The following is a 15,033-nucleotide window of genomic DNA, read 5'->3' as shown; positions in this document are numbered from 1 at the left end:
CAAGGCGTGTGTTGATCGGCGCTTGCCGGCGGTTCAGCGAACGCAGCGGGAGATTAGTGGAACTGCCGGGGGCGCGAAGTTTACCGAGGTAAATTTCGCGCCCATACTGGAGTACAAGGCTTGCCTTGTACGTGTAAATTGTTCAAAGCTTCCACTACCCGGCAACTGCTCCTGGTTGCCTACATGGATGCAGGAGATAGAGCAACGCAGGGGCAATTGCCGAGGAGCGAATATCTGTCCATGTAGGCGAAGCTAGCTTTGAACTCCAACAGCAATGACGGCAATGGGCCGGAATTAGGAGGTAAGATATTGAACCCCTGCGTAGGATTTAGAATAATCCGGTGATTTTGCCGTTATCGTCAATATCGATTCTTTCCGCAGCAGGCACTTTAGGCAGGCCGGGCATGGTCATCATGTCGCCGGCAATCGCGACAATAAAGCCTGCACCGTTGGCCAGCCGGACATCGCTGATTTCAACGACATGGCCGGAAGGTGCGCCCTTGGCGTTCGGATTGGTTGAGAACGACATTTGGGTTTTTGCCATACAAATCGGGAACTTGCCGTAATCTGTGTTCCATGCGGCCAGCTGCGCTTTGACTTTGGCATTGGCAGTGACGCTGCCGGCGCCGTACAGCTTGGTGGCAATGGCTTCGATTTTTTCCCAGAGACTGAGGTTTTCGTCGTAAACGTAGTTAAACTCGGGTTCGCGGTTGTCAACGATGTCACTGACCGCATGGGCCAGTTCTTCCGCACCGGCGCCGCCTTCCGCCCAATGCTTGGAAACCACGCATTTTGCGCCCAAGGATTCGCACTTTTTCTTCAGCAGGGCGATTTCCGCATCGGTATCGAACGTGAAATGGTTGATGCACACCACGCAAGGCAAGCCGTAATGGTGGGTAATGTTGTGCAAGTGACGCTCAAGGTTTTCAAAACCTTGTTCCAGCGCCGCCAGATTCTCCTGGTTTAATTCTTCCTTAACCACGCCGCCGTGGAATTTAAGTGCTCTGACTGTCGCGACCAGCACTACGGCAGACGGTTTGAGTCCGGCCATGCGGCATTTAATGTCGATAAATTTCTCAGCGCCCAAGTCAGCCCCGAAACCCGCTTCGGTCACCACATAATCGGCCAGTTTCAGCGCGGTTTTGGTGGCGGATACGGTGTTGCAACCGTGGGCGATATTGGCGAACGGCCCGCCGTGAATAATCGCGATATTGTTTTCCAGCGTTTGCACCAGATTGGGTTTGATCGCATCTTTTAACAAGGCCGCCATCGAGCCTTGTGCGTTCAGGTCGCGGGCATAAACCGGCGTGACCCGGTCGGATTTATAGCCGATCACGATGCGGCCCAGACGTTCTTTAAGGTCCGCGCGACTGGTTGCCAGACATAAAATCGCCATGACTTCGGAAGCCACCACGATATCGTAACCGTCTTCACGCAAGTAGCCGTTGGCAGGGCCGCCCATGCCGACCACGATGTTGCGCAACGCCCGGTCGTTCATATCGACAACACGTTTCCATTGGATGCGTCGCGGATCGATGTCCAGCGCGTTGCCGTGGTTGATATGGTTGTCAATCAATGCTGATAGAAGATTATGCGCGACGCCAATCGCATGAAAATCGCCGGTAAAATGCAGATTGATGTCTTCCATCGGCACCACTTGCGAGTAGCCGCCGCCGGCCGCGCCGCCTTTAACGCCAAAGCAAGGGCCTAGTGACGGTTCGCGCAGGCACATCATGGTAAGTTTGCCGATGCGGTTCATCGCATCGCCAAGGCCCACGGTGGTCGTAGTCTTGCCTTCTCCGGCCGGGGTAGGGCTGATCGCGGTCACCAGAATCAGCTTGCCGTCTTGTTTATCGGACAGACTGTTGACGTATTCCAGCGACATCTTAGCTTTGTAATGGCCGTAAGGATCGAGGTGCTCGGCGTCGATGCCGTATTGTTCTTTAACCAAGCCGATGATCGGTTTCATGTTGGCTTTTTGGGCGATTTCTATGTCTGACATTGTTTATTTTTCAAAAAAAGGAGTTGGTTAAAATTTGGTTACTGACCATCTTTGAGTATTTGCAGGATGGTGCTTATTACTTTTTCATGTGACGAGTTGGTAAGTGTGGCTACGTTTTTATTGATCAGTGCTACATTGGCAGTGAATAGTTTTCCGGGGCGAACAAAGCTGACCACATTCAGGCCGCCGTTTTTATAATCGGACTCATCAATGCGTATAGCCTTGTTGTCGTTATACGATTTACTGGTGATTTGACACAAAATCCAATCGCTCCGTTGTGCATAGGCCAGGACTAAAGCGGGTCTTAACTTCGCGTGGCTTAAATCCGAAAATGGGAATGAGACAAAAACAATGTCGGCTACTGATAACTCGACCATGCTTCATCCTCTTCAGGCCGATTCCAGTCAGTGGCTAATGCTTGCTCGCTTAGCAAGGCAGATTCATATTTGGACTGCAATGCTTGGCGAGCAACTTTGGCCTGCATAAATTCAATAAAATCGAACACTTCTTGCTGCATAGGTTCAGGAAGTGCGCTAATTTTTGCGGTTATTTCTTGAATAGAATGTGTCATCATTTACCTCTGTTCAAATTTATGGATGTGAAAGACTGGATGGGCTGTGCACCAGTTAGCTTGTAGGTTGGGCTGAGGTACGAAGCCCAACGTTTTTATTGTCTATTTCTGTTGGGCTTCATTGCATTCAGCCCAACCTACAGCACTATATCTGACATTGTTTGTTTTTAAAAAAGATTGGTTGATTTTGGTGTTTAGCCGAAATGTCGGGCAACGAAAAGCAGTCGCCCGACCTACCTGTTAACTATAAACCGGAAACCGCGCACAAAGATTGCTGACTTTTTCGCGTACCGCTGCAATTACGTTTTCATCTTCCATATTCTCCATCACATCGCACATCATGTGGGCGATTTCGGTCACTTCCGCTTCCTTAAAACCGCGAGTGGTCGGGGCAGGCGTGCCGACGCGAATGCCGCTGGTCACGAAGGGCGATTGCGGGTCGTTAGGCACGGCGTTTTTGTTGACGGTGATGTGCGCTTTGCCTAAGGCTGCGTCGGCCGCTTTGCCGGTGATGCCTTTGGCGATCAAGGAAACCAGCATCAAATGATCGTCGGTGCCGCCGGAAACCACGTCGAAGCCGCGTTTCATAAAAACTGCGGCCATGGCTTGGGCGTTTTTAATAACCTGTTGCTGATAAATGCGGAACTCGGGTTGCATGGCTTCTTTAAAGGCAACGGCTTTGGCCGCAATCACATGCATCAACGGGCCGCCTTGGATGCCGGGGAAGATGTTGGAGTCGAATTTTTTCTCCAGTTCCGGATTGCTTTTGCACAAAATCAAGCCGCCGCGTGGGCCGCGCAGGGATTTATGCGTGGTGCTGGTGACTACGTCGGCAATCGGCACCGGGTTCGGGTATAAACCTGCGGCAACCAAACCGGCGACGTGCGCCATATCGACAAACAGGTAAGCGCCGACTTTATCGGCAATGTCGCGGAAGCGTTGCCAATCCCAGATGCGCGAGTAGGCGGAAAAACCGGCCACGAGCACTTTGGGTTTATGTTCCAGCGCCAAAGCTTCAACTTGCGCGTAGTCGATCTCGCCGGTTTCAGGGTGCAAGCCGTATTGCACTGCATGGTAGATTTTGCCTGAGAAGTTCGGTTTGGCGCCGTGGGTTAAATGGCCGCCATCGGCAAGGCTCAAGCCGAGAATAGTATCGCCCGGTTGAATCAGGGCCATAAATACCGCCATGTTAGCTTGCGAGCCTGAATGCGGTTGCACGTTGGCGTAATCGGCGCCGAATAATTCTTTGGCGCGGTCGATGGCCAACTGCTCGACTTTATCGACGAATTCGCAACCACCGTAGTAGCGTTTGCCTGGATAACCTTCGGCATATTTATTGGTTAATACGGTGCCTTGCGCTTCCATGACCCGAGGGCTGCAATAGTTTTCCGAGGCGATCAGTTCGATATGATCTTCCTGGCGCTGACGTTCTTCTTCAAGGGCTTGGAACAAATCGTCGTCGAAGCCTTTGATGGTCATTGAGTTTTTAAACATGGTTTTCTCCTGGATTAATATTTTTTGTATAAGGTTCAGGCTGGATCAGCAGGATTTGCAGATCGGCGACATTGGTGCCTGTCGCGCCGGTATTCACGAGGTCTTCAGACGCTTTTAAAGCGGTGTATGAGTCGTTATTCTCAAGTCGCTCAATGGGGTTTACTCCGGCTTGAGTCATACGTTTGATCGAGTTGTTATCAACAATGCCACCTGCCGCATCGGTTGGGCCGTCGCGGCCGTCGGTGCCGCCGCTAAGGAATGCCCAGTTGCCGGTTAAGCCGTGTTGTTCTGCGGCAAGTGCAAAAGCCAAGGCCATTTCCTGGTTGCGTCCGCCGCGCCCGTTGCCTTTTAAGGTGACGGTGGTTTCGCCGCCTGCCAGCAGGGCGATGGACTTGTTTTGTGGGGCGACTTCGCCTAAAGCGCCTACTTTTGGCAGCCGCCTTTCAATGCACTGAGCGACTAAAGTCGCCCCCACAGTTCCGGCTTCGCCGGACAAATGCTCGCTGTACAGTTCGGCCTCGTAATTCAGCTTTCGGGCGGCTACCAGCATTGCGTTGACGCTGATGGTATTGCTGCCGATCAGGGTGTGCCGGGTATTTTTAAAAATATCATCGCCGGGTTTAGGGGTTTCGGCAATGCGTCCCAATTTGCCTTGTTCCAGATGCTGACGGACACTGGCCGGTACTTGATCCCAAATACCTTTGGCTTCAAGAATTTCAATGGCGTCAGCATAAGTGGTGTCGTCAGCTACAGTGGGGCCGCTGGCAATGGAGCTTAGATCGTCGCCCAACACATCGGATAAAATAAGCGCATGCAAATCGGCGGGCGCAGCCACCCGGGCCAGGCCGCCGCCTTTTAGCCGCGACAGATGTTTGCGGACGCAGTTAATTTGGTTGATGGTCGCGCCACAGGCCAGCAGCAGATCGGTAGCGGCAATCTTTTCCTGCAAGGTAATTTGGCTGGCAGGGTAGGGGATCAGCGCTGAGCCGCCGCCACTGACCAGTACCAGTACCAGCTCGTTTTGTTGAGCATCCCGCACCCGGTCGGCAATCATTTGAGCGGCTTTAAGCCCGGCTTCGTCGGGCAGCGGATGCGATGCGCCGACCACGTCCACATTGTCGACGCTGGTTACGTTTTCATAATTGGTGACGGCTATGCCTCTGCCTGCCAGTCTGCCGGCAGGAATGATTTCCTGCGCCGCCTGTGCCATTGCGCAAGCAGCCTTGCCAAATGCGATAAGATGGACTTTTGAGTGGTTGCCAAGGAGTCCGGGAGTTAGGTGGCGCTTAACAGCCTGGTAAGGATCGGCTGCCTCTATGCCAGACTTAAAAATGCTGAGGGCATCTTGTCTAAGCGAAGCCAAAGCGGCTTGATCTGCTAAAAGGCTCATGTCAGGTTCAATGGCGGCAGCGACGCGATTTAAGCCATTTCCTTTGCCAGCGCAAAGATATTTTCGGCATCGAATACCTGTTTGTTGTCTTCAAATAACTTTGCGATACAGGCGCGGTGAAGGGTCAGTTTCAGCGTGCCAAAACCGATAGCGCCCCAGATGATTTTACCGTGGCGCAGGTTGCCTTTGTCCATGACATCGATTCCGCCGATGCCGATCGGAGGGGTCGCATTGGCGTCTGCCATCATTTCAATATGAGTGTTGTGCTGCCACTGGTCGGCCGACAGCAGTTCCACCCCTGCCGCGCCGGTTGCCAAGACGATGTTCGCATGCTCAATGGCCTTGGCTCGGGCATCGTTATCAAACGCTTCAACAGGAGTTAGATTTACGCCAAAGCGGGCTTTCATATTCTCGCAGGCTTGAACGGCACGCTCTATTTTGCGGGCTGTTAAGGAAACCTCGGCTCCTTCCTTAGCCAGCATTGCCGCTGCACGTTGACCGACCGGGCCGGTGCCGGCCAGCACCACGGCTTTTTTTCCGGCCAGCGTGCCGCTGGACGCAAGTTTTGCAACAGCGGCGGCGGCTGTAGTGTTACTGCCGTTACTGTCGAGCATGACTGATACTTGAAAGCCGGGAAAAAAGTGTTTTTGCACCGCAATAAATAAGGCTTGACCGGCGATCATGTCGCTGCCGCCAACAAAAATGGCCGTATTTTTCTTGTCCTTGGGCGCGCGGGTAAATATCGTGCCTTCCACCAGAGCCGTGATGTTTTCGGGTGTCAATCCACCGTGTCCAATGACATGATCTGCACCGCCATCATAGGCTACAACAGTATCGAAAACTGAAGGGTGAGTGTCTGTATCGAATTGGAATAACAGTTTTTTCATTAACTTACTCGTGATGGGTTGGGCTGGTAGTTGTAAATACGGTTATTAAACCGGTTTATTATACTCAATAAACAGAACACTGCCTTATTTAGCCCGCTTCGTGTTACATGGCGTACAAACTTGACCCTGTTTTTTTGATATGCTTGCTTGTACCGGCTTATCTTCGTTATTATCTGTGGAAATGAAGTTATGCTGTGGTTGTTAGGCGTCGGGAATGGGATTAATTGCAATATTTTCCGATTATCTTGGTAGCTTTATCGAGTAAGCTCAGGAAAAAAATAAAAAATCAAAGGAAAAACAGATGAAAACACCCGTTCACATTGCTGTGTCAGGCGCCGCAGGCCAAATCAGTTATTCTTTGCTGTTTCGGTTGGCTGCCGGCGCGTTTTTGGGAAACGAGCAGCCGATCATATTGCATTTGCTTGAAATCCCTTCGGCCATGAACGCGTTAAAAGGCGTGGTTATGGAATTAAAAGACTGTGCTTTTCCTTTACTGCATCGCATTGAAGTCACAGACGATCCCCGTGTGGCGTTCAAGAATGCGGACTATGTCTTTTTAGTCGGTGCGCGGCCAAGAGGTCCGGGCATGGAGCGCAAGGATTTGCTGGAAGTGAACGCAGAGATTTTTGCGATTCAAGGTAAAGCGTTGAACGACGTCGCCAGCAGAAAGGTCAAAGTTTTGGTGACGGGCAATCCGGCCAATACCAATGCCCTGATTGCGTTAAGCAATGCGCCGGATTTAGGGGCGGAGAACTTTTCGGCAATGACCAGGCTGGATCATAATCGGTCACTAAGCCAGTTAGCTGAAAAATGCGGCGTGGTGCCGGCCGATGTGAAAAATATGACAGTCTGGGGCAATCATTCAACAACGCAGTATCCCGACATCCATCACGCCAAGGTCAAAGGACAGGATGCGTTGTCCTTGGTTGACAACGACTGGTACGTTAATGAGTTTATTCCCATCGTTCAGCAACGGGGCGCGGAAATCATCAAAGCCAGGGGCCAGTCCAGCGCCGCGTCGGCTGCCAATGCGGCAATAGGCCAGATGAAAAACTGGGCTTTGGGCACCAAACCGGGCGACTGGGTCAGCATGGCCGTGTTATCGGACGGTTATTACGGCATTGAGTCCGGATTGGTTTATTCTTTCCCGGTCATGGTCGTCGACGGCGAGGTTAATGTTGTCAGAGGCTTGGAAATTAACGATTTCAGCTGGCAAAGAATGCGCGCTACCGAGGCCGAGTTAAAAGAAGAAAGGGAGGCCGTTAAGCATTTGTTGAGATAAAAGGCTTTACCCCCAGCTCCTTTTGTAAATATCTATGCGAGGGGCGGCTACCGAAATCGCTCTTACAGTATTATTTGTGGTTTTGTCACCGCACTTCAGTTTGGAGCAATTACTTAATGCTTCCCATCATTCGATTCGATCACGTATCGGTCTCTGTCTACGAAAAAACCATTCTATCGGACATTAGTTTCTCGCTATTTCCCGGGCAGAAGGCTGTGTTATGCGGCAAATCCGGCTCCGGTAAAAGCAGTGTGCTAAGAGCATTATTGGGACTCCATCCTATAACTTCAGGCACGGTTTACTTTCAGGAACAACCGCTATCCTCCTCATCCGTTCAGGCCATCCGAAGCCACACCGCTTACATCGGGCAAGAGCCGATGCTGGGCGCAGAAACCGTACGGGAAGCACTGCTTCTGCCGTTTCAATTCAAAACGCATCGCGGGCATCGCCCTACCGAAGCCCAACTTATTGAAGTGCTGCTCCGACTGCAACTGCCCTCTGATATTTTAAGCCGGGAAAGCAACCGTGTTTCGGGGGGCGAAAAACAGCGGATTGCGCTGGCTCGGGGTCTATTATTGGGAAAAAAGCTGTATCTGCTGGACGAAGTGACCAGTGCTCTGGATGCGCAAAGCAAGCAAGTTGTGTTCGATGTTTTCTCCGATCCGAACCTGACCGTGCTTTCGGTGGCTCACGACCCCGAGTGGCTGGAACTTTGCGATATTATTTTCGAACTTGAAGCGGGTCGATTGACTCAGGTAAAGCGCAATGGAAACACTTGATATTGAATTGCCGCGGATGGCGCTGCTGTACGGTCTCTGCTTGGTGCCGTGGTTGTTGCTGTGGCTGGTCGGTTTGCGCTTGAGCAAAGATATCGGCATCAGTATTCTGCGCATGAGTATCCAGTTAGCCTTGGTCGGCATTTATCTGAAAATGCTGTTCGATCTTAACCAGCCGTGGCTCAACGGCTTGTGGATACTGGTCATGCTGCTGGTCGCCGATTTGAGCATTTTGCGGCGCGCAGGACTTAAAGCGCGCTATTTCGTATTAGCTACTTTTATCGCCATTGCCTCCAGCATACTGTTTTCCACCGCTTATCTGGTGATCCTGGTCATCCAGCCTGCCCATTATTACGATGCCCGCTATATTGTGCCCTTGGCGGGCATGATCCTCGGCAACTGCCTGCAAGGCAACGTCATCGCCTTGGAACGCTTTTATTCGGCATTACGCAAGAACGAAAACGAATACGCAACTTTCCTGATGCTGGGCGCATCACGCTGGGAAGCCGTGCGGCCGTATTTCCGGGATGCCGTCAAAGCTGCGATTAACCCGACCATCGCCGGTATGGCTACCATGGGACTGGTCTCTTTGCCCGGCATGATGACGGGTCAAATCCTCGGCGGCAGCGAACCGTGGCTGGCGGTGAAATATCAAATCGCCATCATGATCTGTATTTTTACCAGCACGACCCTCGCCTGCATCATTAACTTGAGGCTGAGCCTGAATACCGCGTTTAACGCATTTGATGTGTTGAGGGATGAAGTAATTAAAAAGCCTTGATTGAGCCCGGTGGCGTCTGGGGATTTTGTTAATCATTGCTGCGGCTTAACATGATTTTTATTTAGAGAAACGGCATCGGATTTAATGGCGATGCGGTAAAGGTTTCGATATAGACAGTGGACAGGTGTGATTGGTGGTCCCTTGTTCAACCTGCAAGGCGCTGTGATGAATGGAATACCGTTCTTTCAGCGTACATGCGATGTTATCCATAAAGACATCGCCAGGGTAGCCGTCAGGCATAACCAGATGCGCTGTCAATGCGGTTTCGGTGGTGCTTAGGCCCCAAATATGCAAATCATGAATATCCGTTACGCCGTCCAATTGCCGCAGGTACAAGTCGATTTCAGGCGCATTGACCTGCTCAGGCACGGCGCTCAATACCAAGCGCAACGAATCGCGTAACAAGCCCAGTGTCCCGATCACGATCACAACGACAATCACCAGGCTGATGCTCGGGTCGAGCCAGTACCAGCCGGACTGAAACATAGCCAGGCCGGTGATCACCACTGCAAGCGATACGACGGTATCCGCCAGCATATGCAGGTAAGCGCCTCTAACGTTCAGATCGTCTTTGCTGCCTTTCCTCAACAGCCACGCGGACAGGCCATTGATGACGATACCAACCGCCGCGACAATTGATACGGTTAAACCGGCAACCGTCGGCGGTTGGGAAAAGCGGTGACCGGCTTCCCATGCAATTGCTCCGCATGCCACCAACAGCAATGCTGCGTTAGCAAGTGCCGCCAGAATGGATGTGCTGCGCAGTCCGTAGGTGTAGCGCTGATTGGGCTGTGTGCGCGCTAACATAAGCGCGCCCCATGCCAGCAGCAGGCCGAGCACGTCGGATGCATTGTGGCCTGCATCGGCCATTAATGCGGTTGAGTTGGCGATGAAACCATAGGCGAACTCAAGCACCACAAATACCAGATTCAGCAATATGGTGAAGATTAAAGTGCGCCCTTGGTTATGTGGGTGGCCGTGATGATGTCCTGCACAATGATCGTGTGGGTGATGATGCGCCATTATTGATAAACCCTCGTTCGACAAAATAACTAATGATGTTGGAACAACATAGCCTGTTCATATTTGTCCCAAGCTCATGCCGTATAACTTTATATTTAAATATCCATCAGGTCGATTATACGAGTTTCTTGCGCCGTTAGCCGTTCGGCTTTTAATTGGGGATATGGAGTTTTTCCCGGGCAGTCATATGGCAAAAAAACCACCAGTGTAATTGCCCGAGACAGTAGCGAGGAAAACGGCATTGCATCAATCACTGCAATAGCCAATAGTTTAAGCCTGTCCGATCCGGCCGACGCCCCGATTTTGTCAGGGCATCGGCCGGATTTTTAACTTGCGGTTCAAGTCATTGAACCGGGATCCGGATTAATCCGATCAGTCAGGCTTTCGGCACTTCAAAAATGCCGCCATAGTAATAGGTCTTGCCCCATAACGGGTGGACAATCTGAAAGTCCAGCTGAAAGGTGTGTTCCGATAACGCTTGTTCAGTGATGAGGGCGTGGCCTAACAGCAGGCTGTCAGGAATCGGCAGGGTTAGCGGTCCCAGTTGCAATAAATGCCCGCGACTTTGGTAAACCAGCTTGCCTTGTTCAACGCTGAGCTTTAAGCGGATGCCAAAGCCCATGCCGACCGATTCAATCAGTTCATGGTCTTGTTGCCAGGCCATGCGTGAGGCAAATATGCATTGCTTGCCGTTGTCGGCATCCTGGATGTGCCGTTGCCAGTACAGTACGGACGGGTCGGTTTGCCGCCATTTTTTTACCTGCACCGGCAGATGTTCGCCTTTTAAATCGACCAATGCGCCGAATAAGCGCAGTAGCTTTATGACCGGTGTCAGCCAGTACGGGTAATCGATGTTCATATTGCCGGTTACGGTGATGGCCTGCTGCGGCAGAGTGATTTCATAATGACGCTGGATCACCGGGGGCAGGGCTGCCCAATCGTCGCCGAGTACGCGTTGCATTAAAGAAGTATTCATCATCAGCTCCACAAGGTTGGTTTCAGGACCATCAACACGACAATCAGAACCATGGCTATAAATGCCGGTACTCCAAGCCAAAACCAGATCCGTGCGTAATTGAAATACTGCGGGTTTAATGCCGTTTGCTGCTGGGCTGCTTGTTTGGATAACTCACGCATGCGAATTTGCAAGACCACGACCGGCAGCCAGCAGGCGCCGGCTATTAAATATAGGATAATGGAGGTCAACAGCCACGGCGTGGTGACAGGGAACGGCAATTGCTGTAGCAGGAAATAGCCGGTTATCGGTTGAATCAAAACCGTCGGTGTCGTGAATAACCAATCGGCCAGGACCACGTGTTTATTGGTAGTGTAAATGGCGCGGACATCGCCGTGCAAGTCCGCCATGTACTTGTAAAAGGCACTGCCGAGGCCGGTGCCGAATAGTAAAATCATGCTGAAAATGTGCAGGCTTTTTATGGTTAAGTAAGTCATGGTCTTTCCTCTTCAATAATTAATGACACCAGGATTGCCATCAGTAATGGCAGATTTTTAAGTAAAGGGCCGAAAGGATGCAGCCAGAATTCCGGCAGACAAAAGCTGATTACCAGCATGTAGGCCAGCATGATGCCGATTTGCAGCGCCGCCACCAGCCGCAGTCGCCAGCGCGACAGCACCAGAATGCCCAAGACAAAATCGGCCATCGATGCGCCGTACAATGTCCAGGGCGCCAAGCCGCCGGTGATGCCGACTCGCTCCAGCATTTGGTAACTGTCGTGAGCCGGATACAGGAATGCCGACACGATGCCCGTCCATAGCCACACCAAGGCGATGCTGATATTCAGCAATGGGCGCAGAAAATACAGGCGTGCATGCCAACGCTCGGCTTGCGAGGCTGGCGCTGCCAGCAACGTTTGCTCCAGACAGGCAGGGCTATAGCCTAGAAAACGGGAGAAACCCTCGGCGCTGGAAATATTGCCGCGTTGCAGCATGGTGATGCTTTGCTTGTTGAGTACGGGCTCATCCATGACCACGGCTAAAGAACTAAGCGCGGCGAGCCAATGGCTGGAGATATGGACGGGATTTAAGCGCCGCCCCAGCCGATTAGCCAGTAAGTTCAGCAGCGTTATAAAACGGATAGGCTGGGGGCCGACTGCATTAATAATCTGCCGGGCGTGAGTCTGCGGTTGTAGCGCCACTAACACGGCTTGTTGCAAATCGTTTATAGCAACCGGTTGTACGGCTTGCTGGCCGTCATCCATGACCGGCGTTAGCGGTAAAGCGGCCAGAGCGGTCAATAAGCCCATGCTTTTAGCGCCCGGCCCGAATACCAGCGAGGGCTTGAAGATAAACCAGTCCAGGTCTAACGATTGCAATAGTGCATCGGCTTTAGCCTTGCTGGTGAAATACTCGGTCTCCGCATTAAGCTCAGCGCCTAACGCGGAAATTTGCACGACTTTTTTTATCTGCATTTGTTCGCAGGCTTTGAACAAGGCACTGGGTGCCAGATGATGCAGTTCGTCAAAGCTCGCTTGGCGGATTTCTTTAATGATGCCTACCGCATTAATAACAGCATCGATTTGATGCAGGTGCGGTAGCCAATCGTTGCTGTCTGTGGCGTTTTCAAAATCGAGCGTAAGGACTTTCAGCTCGGGAAATTGGCGTAGCAATGGCTCGGGGTGTCGACAGCAGACAGTGACTTGATGATTCTCGGTTAATAAGGCGCGTAGCAAATGTTGACCAATAAAACCGGTCGCGCCGGTAAGTAGTATATTCATATTGTTTGTACCGTTATTTCTGAAATTAAAGAAATTGATGCACGCAAGGCGGCCTTAAAAACAGCCTCTTGCTATTTGTTGGTAAACGGCAATAACTTAACCACGGCATCGCCGAGTTTGACCAATTGCATTAGCGTCTTATTGGGCAGTTTTCTAAGTTGATCGTACCAACGGGTCATGATCTCCAAAAAGTCCAGCATATCGGCGATGCGTTTTTTAACCTCGGGGTCGGTTTCAGTATCGGCATCCGCCTCGATACACAGGTCGCGAAGTAACGTCAGGGTGGGGTCAACTTCCCGTTTTCTGCGGCCTTCAATCACTAAATTGAACATCTCTTGCACATCTTTAATGGCTTCAAAATAGTCGCGTCTATCGCCTACCACCACATGCGTGATTTTGATCAGGCCAAAGCTCTGCAATTCTTTCAAGCTTGAGGAAACATTGGATCGGGCCAACACCAGAGTGTCGGCAATTTCTTCTGCGTTAAGCGGTTTGGGAGACAGGTAAAGCAAAGCGTGAACTTGGGCAACGGAGCGGTTCACGCCCCAACGGGTGCCCATTTCGCCCCAATGCAAAATAAAGCGTTCCATAGCGGGGGTAAGCTGCATGTTAATTCTCCTATTTCTGTTAAGACAGAAATTAAAGAATTAAGTGGAGGTTGTCAAGTTTTTTACGTGGAGAAAGAGGAAGGGTGCGAAACTGTGAAAGTATTATCCAAATTAGGCTAAAAACATTTTTCACCACGAAGACACGAAGGACACGAAGTTTTCAATGCATTGAATTAAAACGATTGTTTTTCTTTGTGTCCTTCGTGGTGAATTCTTTAATTTTTTCTAAAAACGAATATTTTCACAGTCTCGTACACTCTGCGTACCCTAAACAACCCGGTCAGGAAGAGGGGTTCCGGCGAAGCATGCGGCCAAGTTGGCTAATACTTTCTCGCCCATCGCTGTGCGCGTCCCCAAGGTGGCGCTGCCCAGATGCGGCAGTAGCGACACATTATCCAAGGTCAGGAAGCCTTCGGGTACGTTGGGTTCTCCTTCATACACATCAAGACCGGCGCCGGCGATTCTGTTGTTTTTAAGCGCGTCAATCAGCGCGACACTATCGACGACATCGCCTCGGGCGGTATTGATTAAATGGGCTGACGGCTTCATCAGCTTAAGCATGTCGGCATTGATCAAATGCCGGGTTGCCTCGCCGCCGGGGCAGTGCAATGAAACATAATCGGCTACTTGCATCAGTTCTTCGATAGATTCGCAACGGGTGGCGTTCAGATCGTCGGTGACATATTCGTCGGCCGGGCTGGGTTTGAAATAGACGATTTTCATGCCGAAGCCGTGATGGGCTTTTCTCGCCATAGCTTGTGCGATACGGCCGAAACCGACCAAGCCCAAGGTTGCACCGGTGACATCGCTACTCAGCATATGGGTCGGGCACCAGCCTTGCCATTGTTTGCTGCGCACCAGACGGTCGCCTTCTGCGCCGCGGCGGGCGGACATTAACAACAAGGTCATCGCAATATCGGCGGTGCTGTGCGTTAAAACGCCGGGGGTATTAGTAATAATCAAGCCTTGCGCCTTGGCGGCATTGATGTCGATATGATTGTAGCCGACGCCGAAATTGCCGAGTATTTTGCAGCGTTTGTTTTCGACGTTGATCACGTCGGCGGGAAATGAATCGCAAACGGTGGGACAGACGGCATCGTAATTTTGCAGCGCGGATTTGAATTCATTCGCCGTTAAAGGCCGGTCATCTTCGTTTAAGGTGACGTCGTAAAGGGTTTTGAGTTTCGCTTCGACTGAGGCAGGCCACTTGCGGGTAACAAAGACTTTGGGTTTGCTCATGGGTTATCCTCATAAGGGCGTGTGGTGGATTAAGATATATCACCACGAAGGCACGAAGAGCACGAAGAAAAAACAGAAAAAAATTTCTGGTCTGCGTACCGATTGAATACACAGGTTTTCTGTTTAAAGCATAACACCATGATAAAAACACGAAATAAAAACTTCGTGTCCTTCGTGCCTTCGTGGTGAATTTTTTACTTAAATTGGTGTGTACGGGGTACGGGGCGCGTTGTACACGCCCCGTA

At 51.3% G+C, this 15,033-nt stretch carries 15 protein-coding genes; 3 read left to right on the top strand and 12 right to left on the bottom strand.

The window, feature by feature from the left end; translation table 11 throughout:
- Positions 1-328: 328 nt before the first annotated feature.
- The 6 genes from M0R47_RS08460 to M0R47_RS08435 all read right to left on the bottom strand — a co-directional run bounded on the left by M0R47_RS08460 (position 329) and on the right by M0R47_RS08435 (position 6,344).
- Entirely contained in the window at positions 329-2,002 is a 1,674-nt protein-coding gene (locus M0R47_RS08460) for a formate--tetrahydrofolate ligase (RefSeq protein ID WP_292553089.1), read from the bottom strand.
- A gap of 38 nt (positions 2,003-2,040) precedes the next feature.
- Positions 2,041-2,379, bottom strand: coding sequence for a type II toxin-antitoxin system PemK/MazF family toxin (locus tag M0R47_RS08455; protein WP_292553087.1), 339 nt, complete (start codon positions 2,377-2,379; stop codon positions 2,041-2,043).
- Complete coding sequence (locus M0R47_RS08450) at positions 2,361-2,576, bottom strand: DUF2281 domain-containing protein (RefSeq protein WP_292553085.1); 216 nt, start codon at positions 2,574-2,576, stop codon at positions 2,361-2,363. The genes M0R47_RS08455 and M0R47_RS08450 overlap by 19 nt, the downstream gene beginning before the upstream one ends.
- Before the next feature lie 237 nt (positions 2,577-2,813).
- Entirely contained in the window at positions 2,814-4,067 is a 1,254-nt protein-coding gene (gene glyA / locus M0R47_RS08445; RefSeq protein WP_292553083.1) for a serine hydroxymethyltransferase, read from the bottom strand.
- Positions 4,060-5,457: a glycerate kinase gene (locus M0R47_RS08440; RefSeq protein WP_292553081.1), complete on the bottom strand. Its 1,398-nt coding sequence runs from the start codon at positions 5,455-5,457 to the stop codon at positions 4,060-4,062. The genes glyA and M0R47_RS08440 overlap by 8 nt, the downstream gene beginning before the upstream one ends.
- 29 nt (positions 5,458-5,486) lie before the next feature.
- Positions 5,487-6,344 carry an NADP-dependent methylenetetrahydromethanopterin/methylenetetrahydrofolate dehydrogenase gene (locus M0R47_RS08435; RefSeq protein WP_292553079.1) on the bottom strand — a complete coding sequence of 286 codons (858 nt, stop codon included), beginning with the start codon at positions 6,342-6,344 and terminating at the stop codon, positions 5,487-5,489.
- Positions 6,345-6,645: 301 nt separating this feature from the next.
- On the opposite strand from M0R47_RS08435, the gene M0R47_RS08430 reads away from it, so the two are divergent.
- The 3 genes from M0R47_RS08430 to fetB all read left to right on the top strand — a co-directional run bounded on the left by M0R47_RS08430 (position 6,646) and on the right by fetB (position 9,183).
- A complete protein-coding gene (locus M0R47_RS08430) occupies positions 6,646-7,626 on the top strand; it encodes a malate dehydrogenase (RefSeq protein WP_292553077.1) in 981 nt (326 codons plus the stop codon).
- Between the two features lie 116 nt (positions 7,627-7,742).
- Positions 7,743-8,405 (top strand): ABC transporter ATP-binding protein, encoded by a 663-nt coding sequence (locus M0R47_RS08425; protein ID WP_292553074.1) that lies wholly within the window; start codon positions 7,743-7,745, stop codon positions 8,403-8,405.
- A complete protein-coding gene (gene fetB, locus M0R47_RS08420) occupies positions 8,392-9,183 on the top strand; it encodes an iron export ABC transporter permease subunit FetB (RefSeq protein WP_292553071.1) in 792 nt (263 codons plus the stop codon). Before M0R47_RS08425 ends, fetB begins: the two co-directional genes overlap by 14 nt.
- An 81-nt stretch (positions 9,184-9,264) precedes the next feature.
- Here fetB and M0R47_RS08415 read toward each other — a convergent pair whose 3' ends face one another.
- The 6 genes from M0R47_RS08415 to M0R47_RS08390 all read right to left on the bottom strand — a co-directional run bounded on the left by M0R47_RS08415 (position 9,265) and on the right by M0R47_RS08390 (position 14,788).
- Complete coding sequence (locus tag M0R47_RS08415) at positions 9,265-10,206, bottom strand: cation diffusion facilitator family transporter (RefSeq protein WP_292553068.1); 942 nt, start codon at positions 10,204-10,206, stop codon at positions 9,265-9,267.
- 376 nt (positions 10,207-10,582) lie between these two features.
- A complete protein-coding gene (locus M0R47_RS08410) occupies positions 10,583-11,182 on the bottom strand; it encodes a DUF4166 domain-containing protein (RefSeq protein ID WP_292553064.1) in 600 nt (199 codons plus the stop codon).
- A gap of 2 nt (positions 11,183-11,184) precedes the next feature.
- Positions 11,185-11,658: a DUF2269 domain-containing protein gene (locus tag M0R47_RS08405; protein ID WP_292553058.1), complete on the bottom strand. Its 474-nt coding sequence runs from the start codon at positions 11,656-11,658 to the stop codon at positions 11,185-11,187.
- Complete coding sequence (locus M0R47_RS08400) at positions 11,655-12,941, bottom strand: SDR family oxidoreductase (RefSeq protein ID WP_292553056.1); 1,287 nt, start codon at positions 12,939-12,941, stop codon at positions 11,655-11,657. The genes M0R47_RS08405 and M0R47_RS08400 overlap by 4 nt, the downstream gene beginning before the upstream one ends.
- A gap of 71 nt (positions 12,942-13,012) precedes the next feature.
- Positions 13,013-13,549, bottom strand: coding sequence for a MarR family transcriptional regulator (locus M0R47_RS08395; protein WP_292553053.1), 537 nt, complete (start codon positions 13,547-13,549; stop codon positions 13,013-13,015).
- A 267-nt stretch (positions 13,550-13,816) separates the two neighbouring features.
- Positions 13,817-14,788 carry a D-glycerate dehydrogenase gene (locus tag M0R47_RS08390; protein ID WP_292553050.1) on the bottom strand — a complete coding sequence of 324 codons (972 nt, stop codon included), beginning with the start codon at positions 14,786-14,788 and terminating at the stop codon, positions 13,817-13,819.
- Positions 14,789-15,033: the final 245 nt, after the last annotated feature.

It is taken from the genome of Methylobacter sp. (assembly GCF_023227905.1).
Classification (GTDB): domain Bacteria; phylum Pseudomonadota; class Gammaproteobacteria; order Methylococcales; family Methylomonadaceae; genus Methylobacter_A.
The sequence above is the reverse complement of the archived record's forward strand: the minus strand, read 5'-3'. Positions and strand labels throughout refer to the sequence as shown.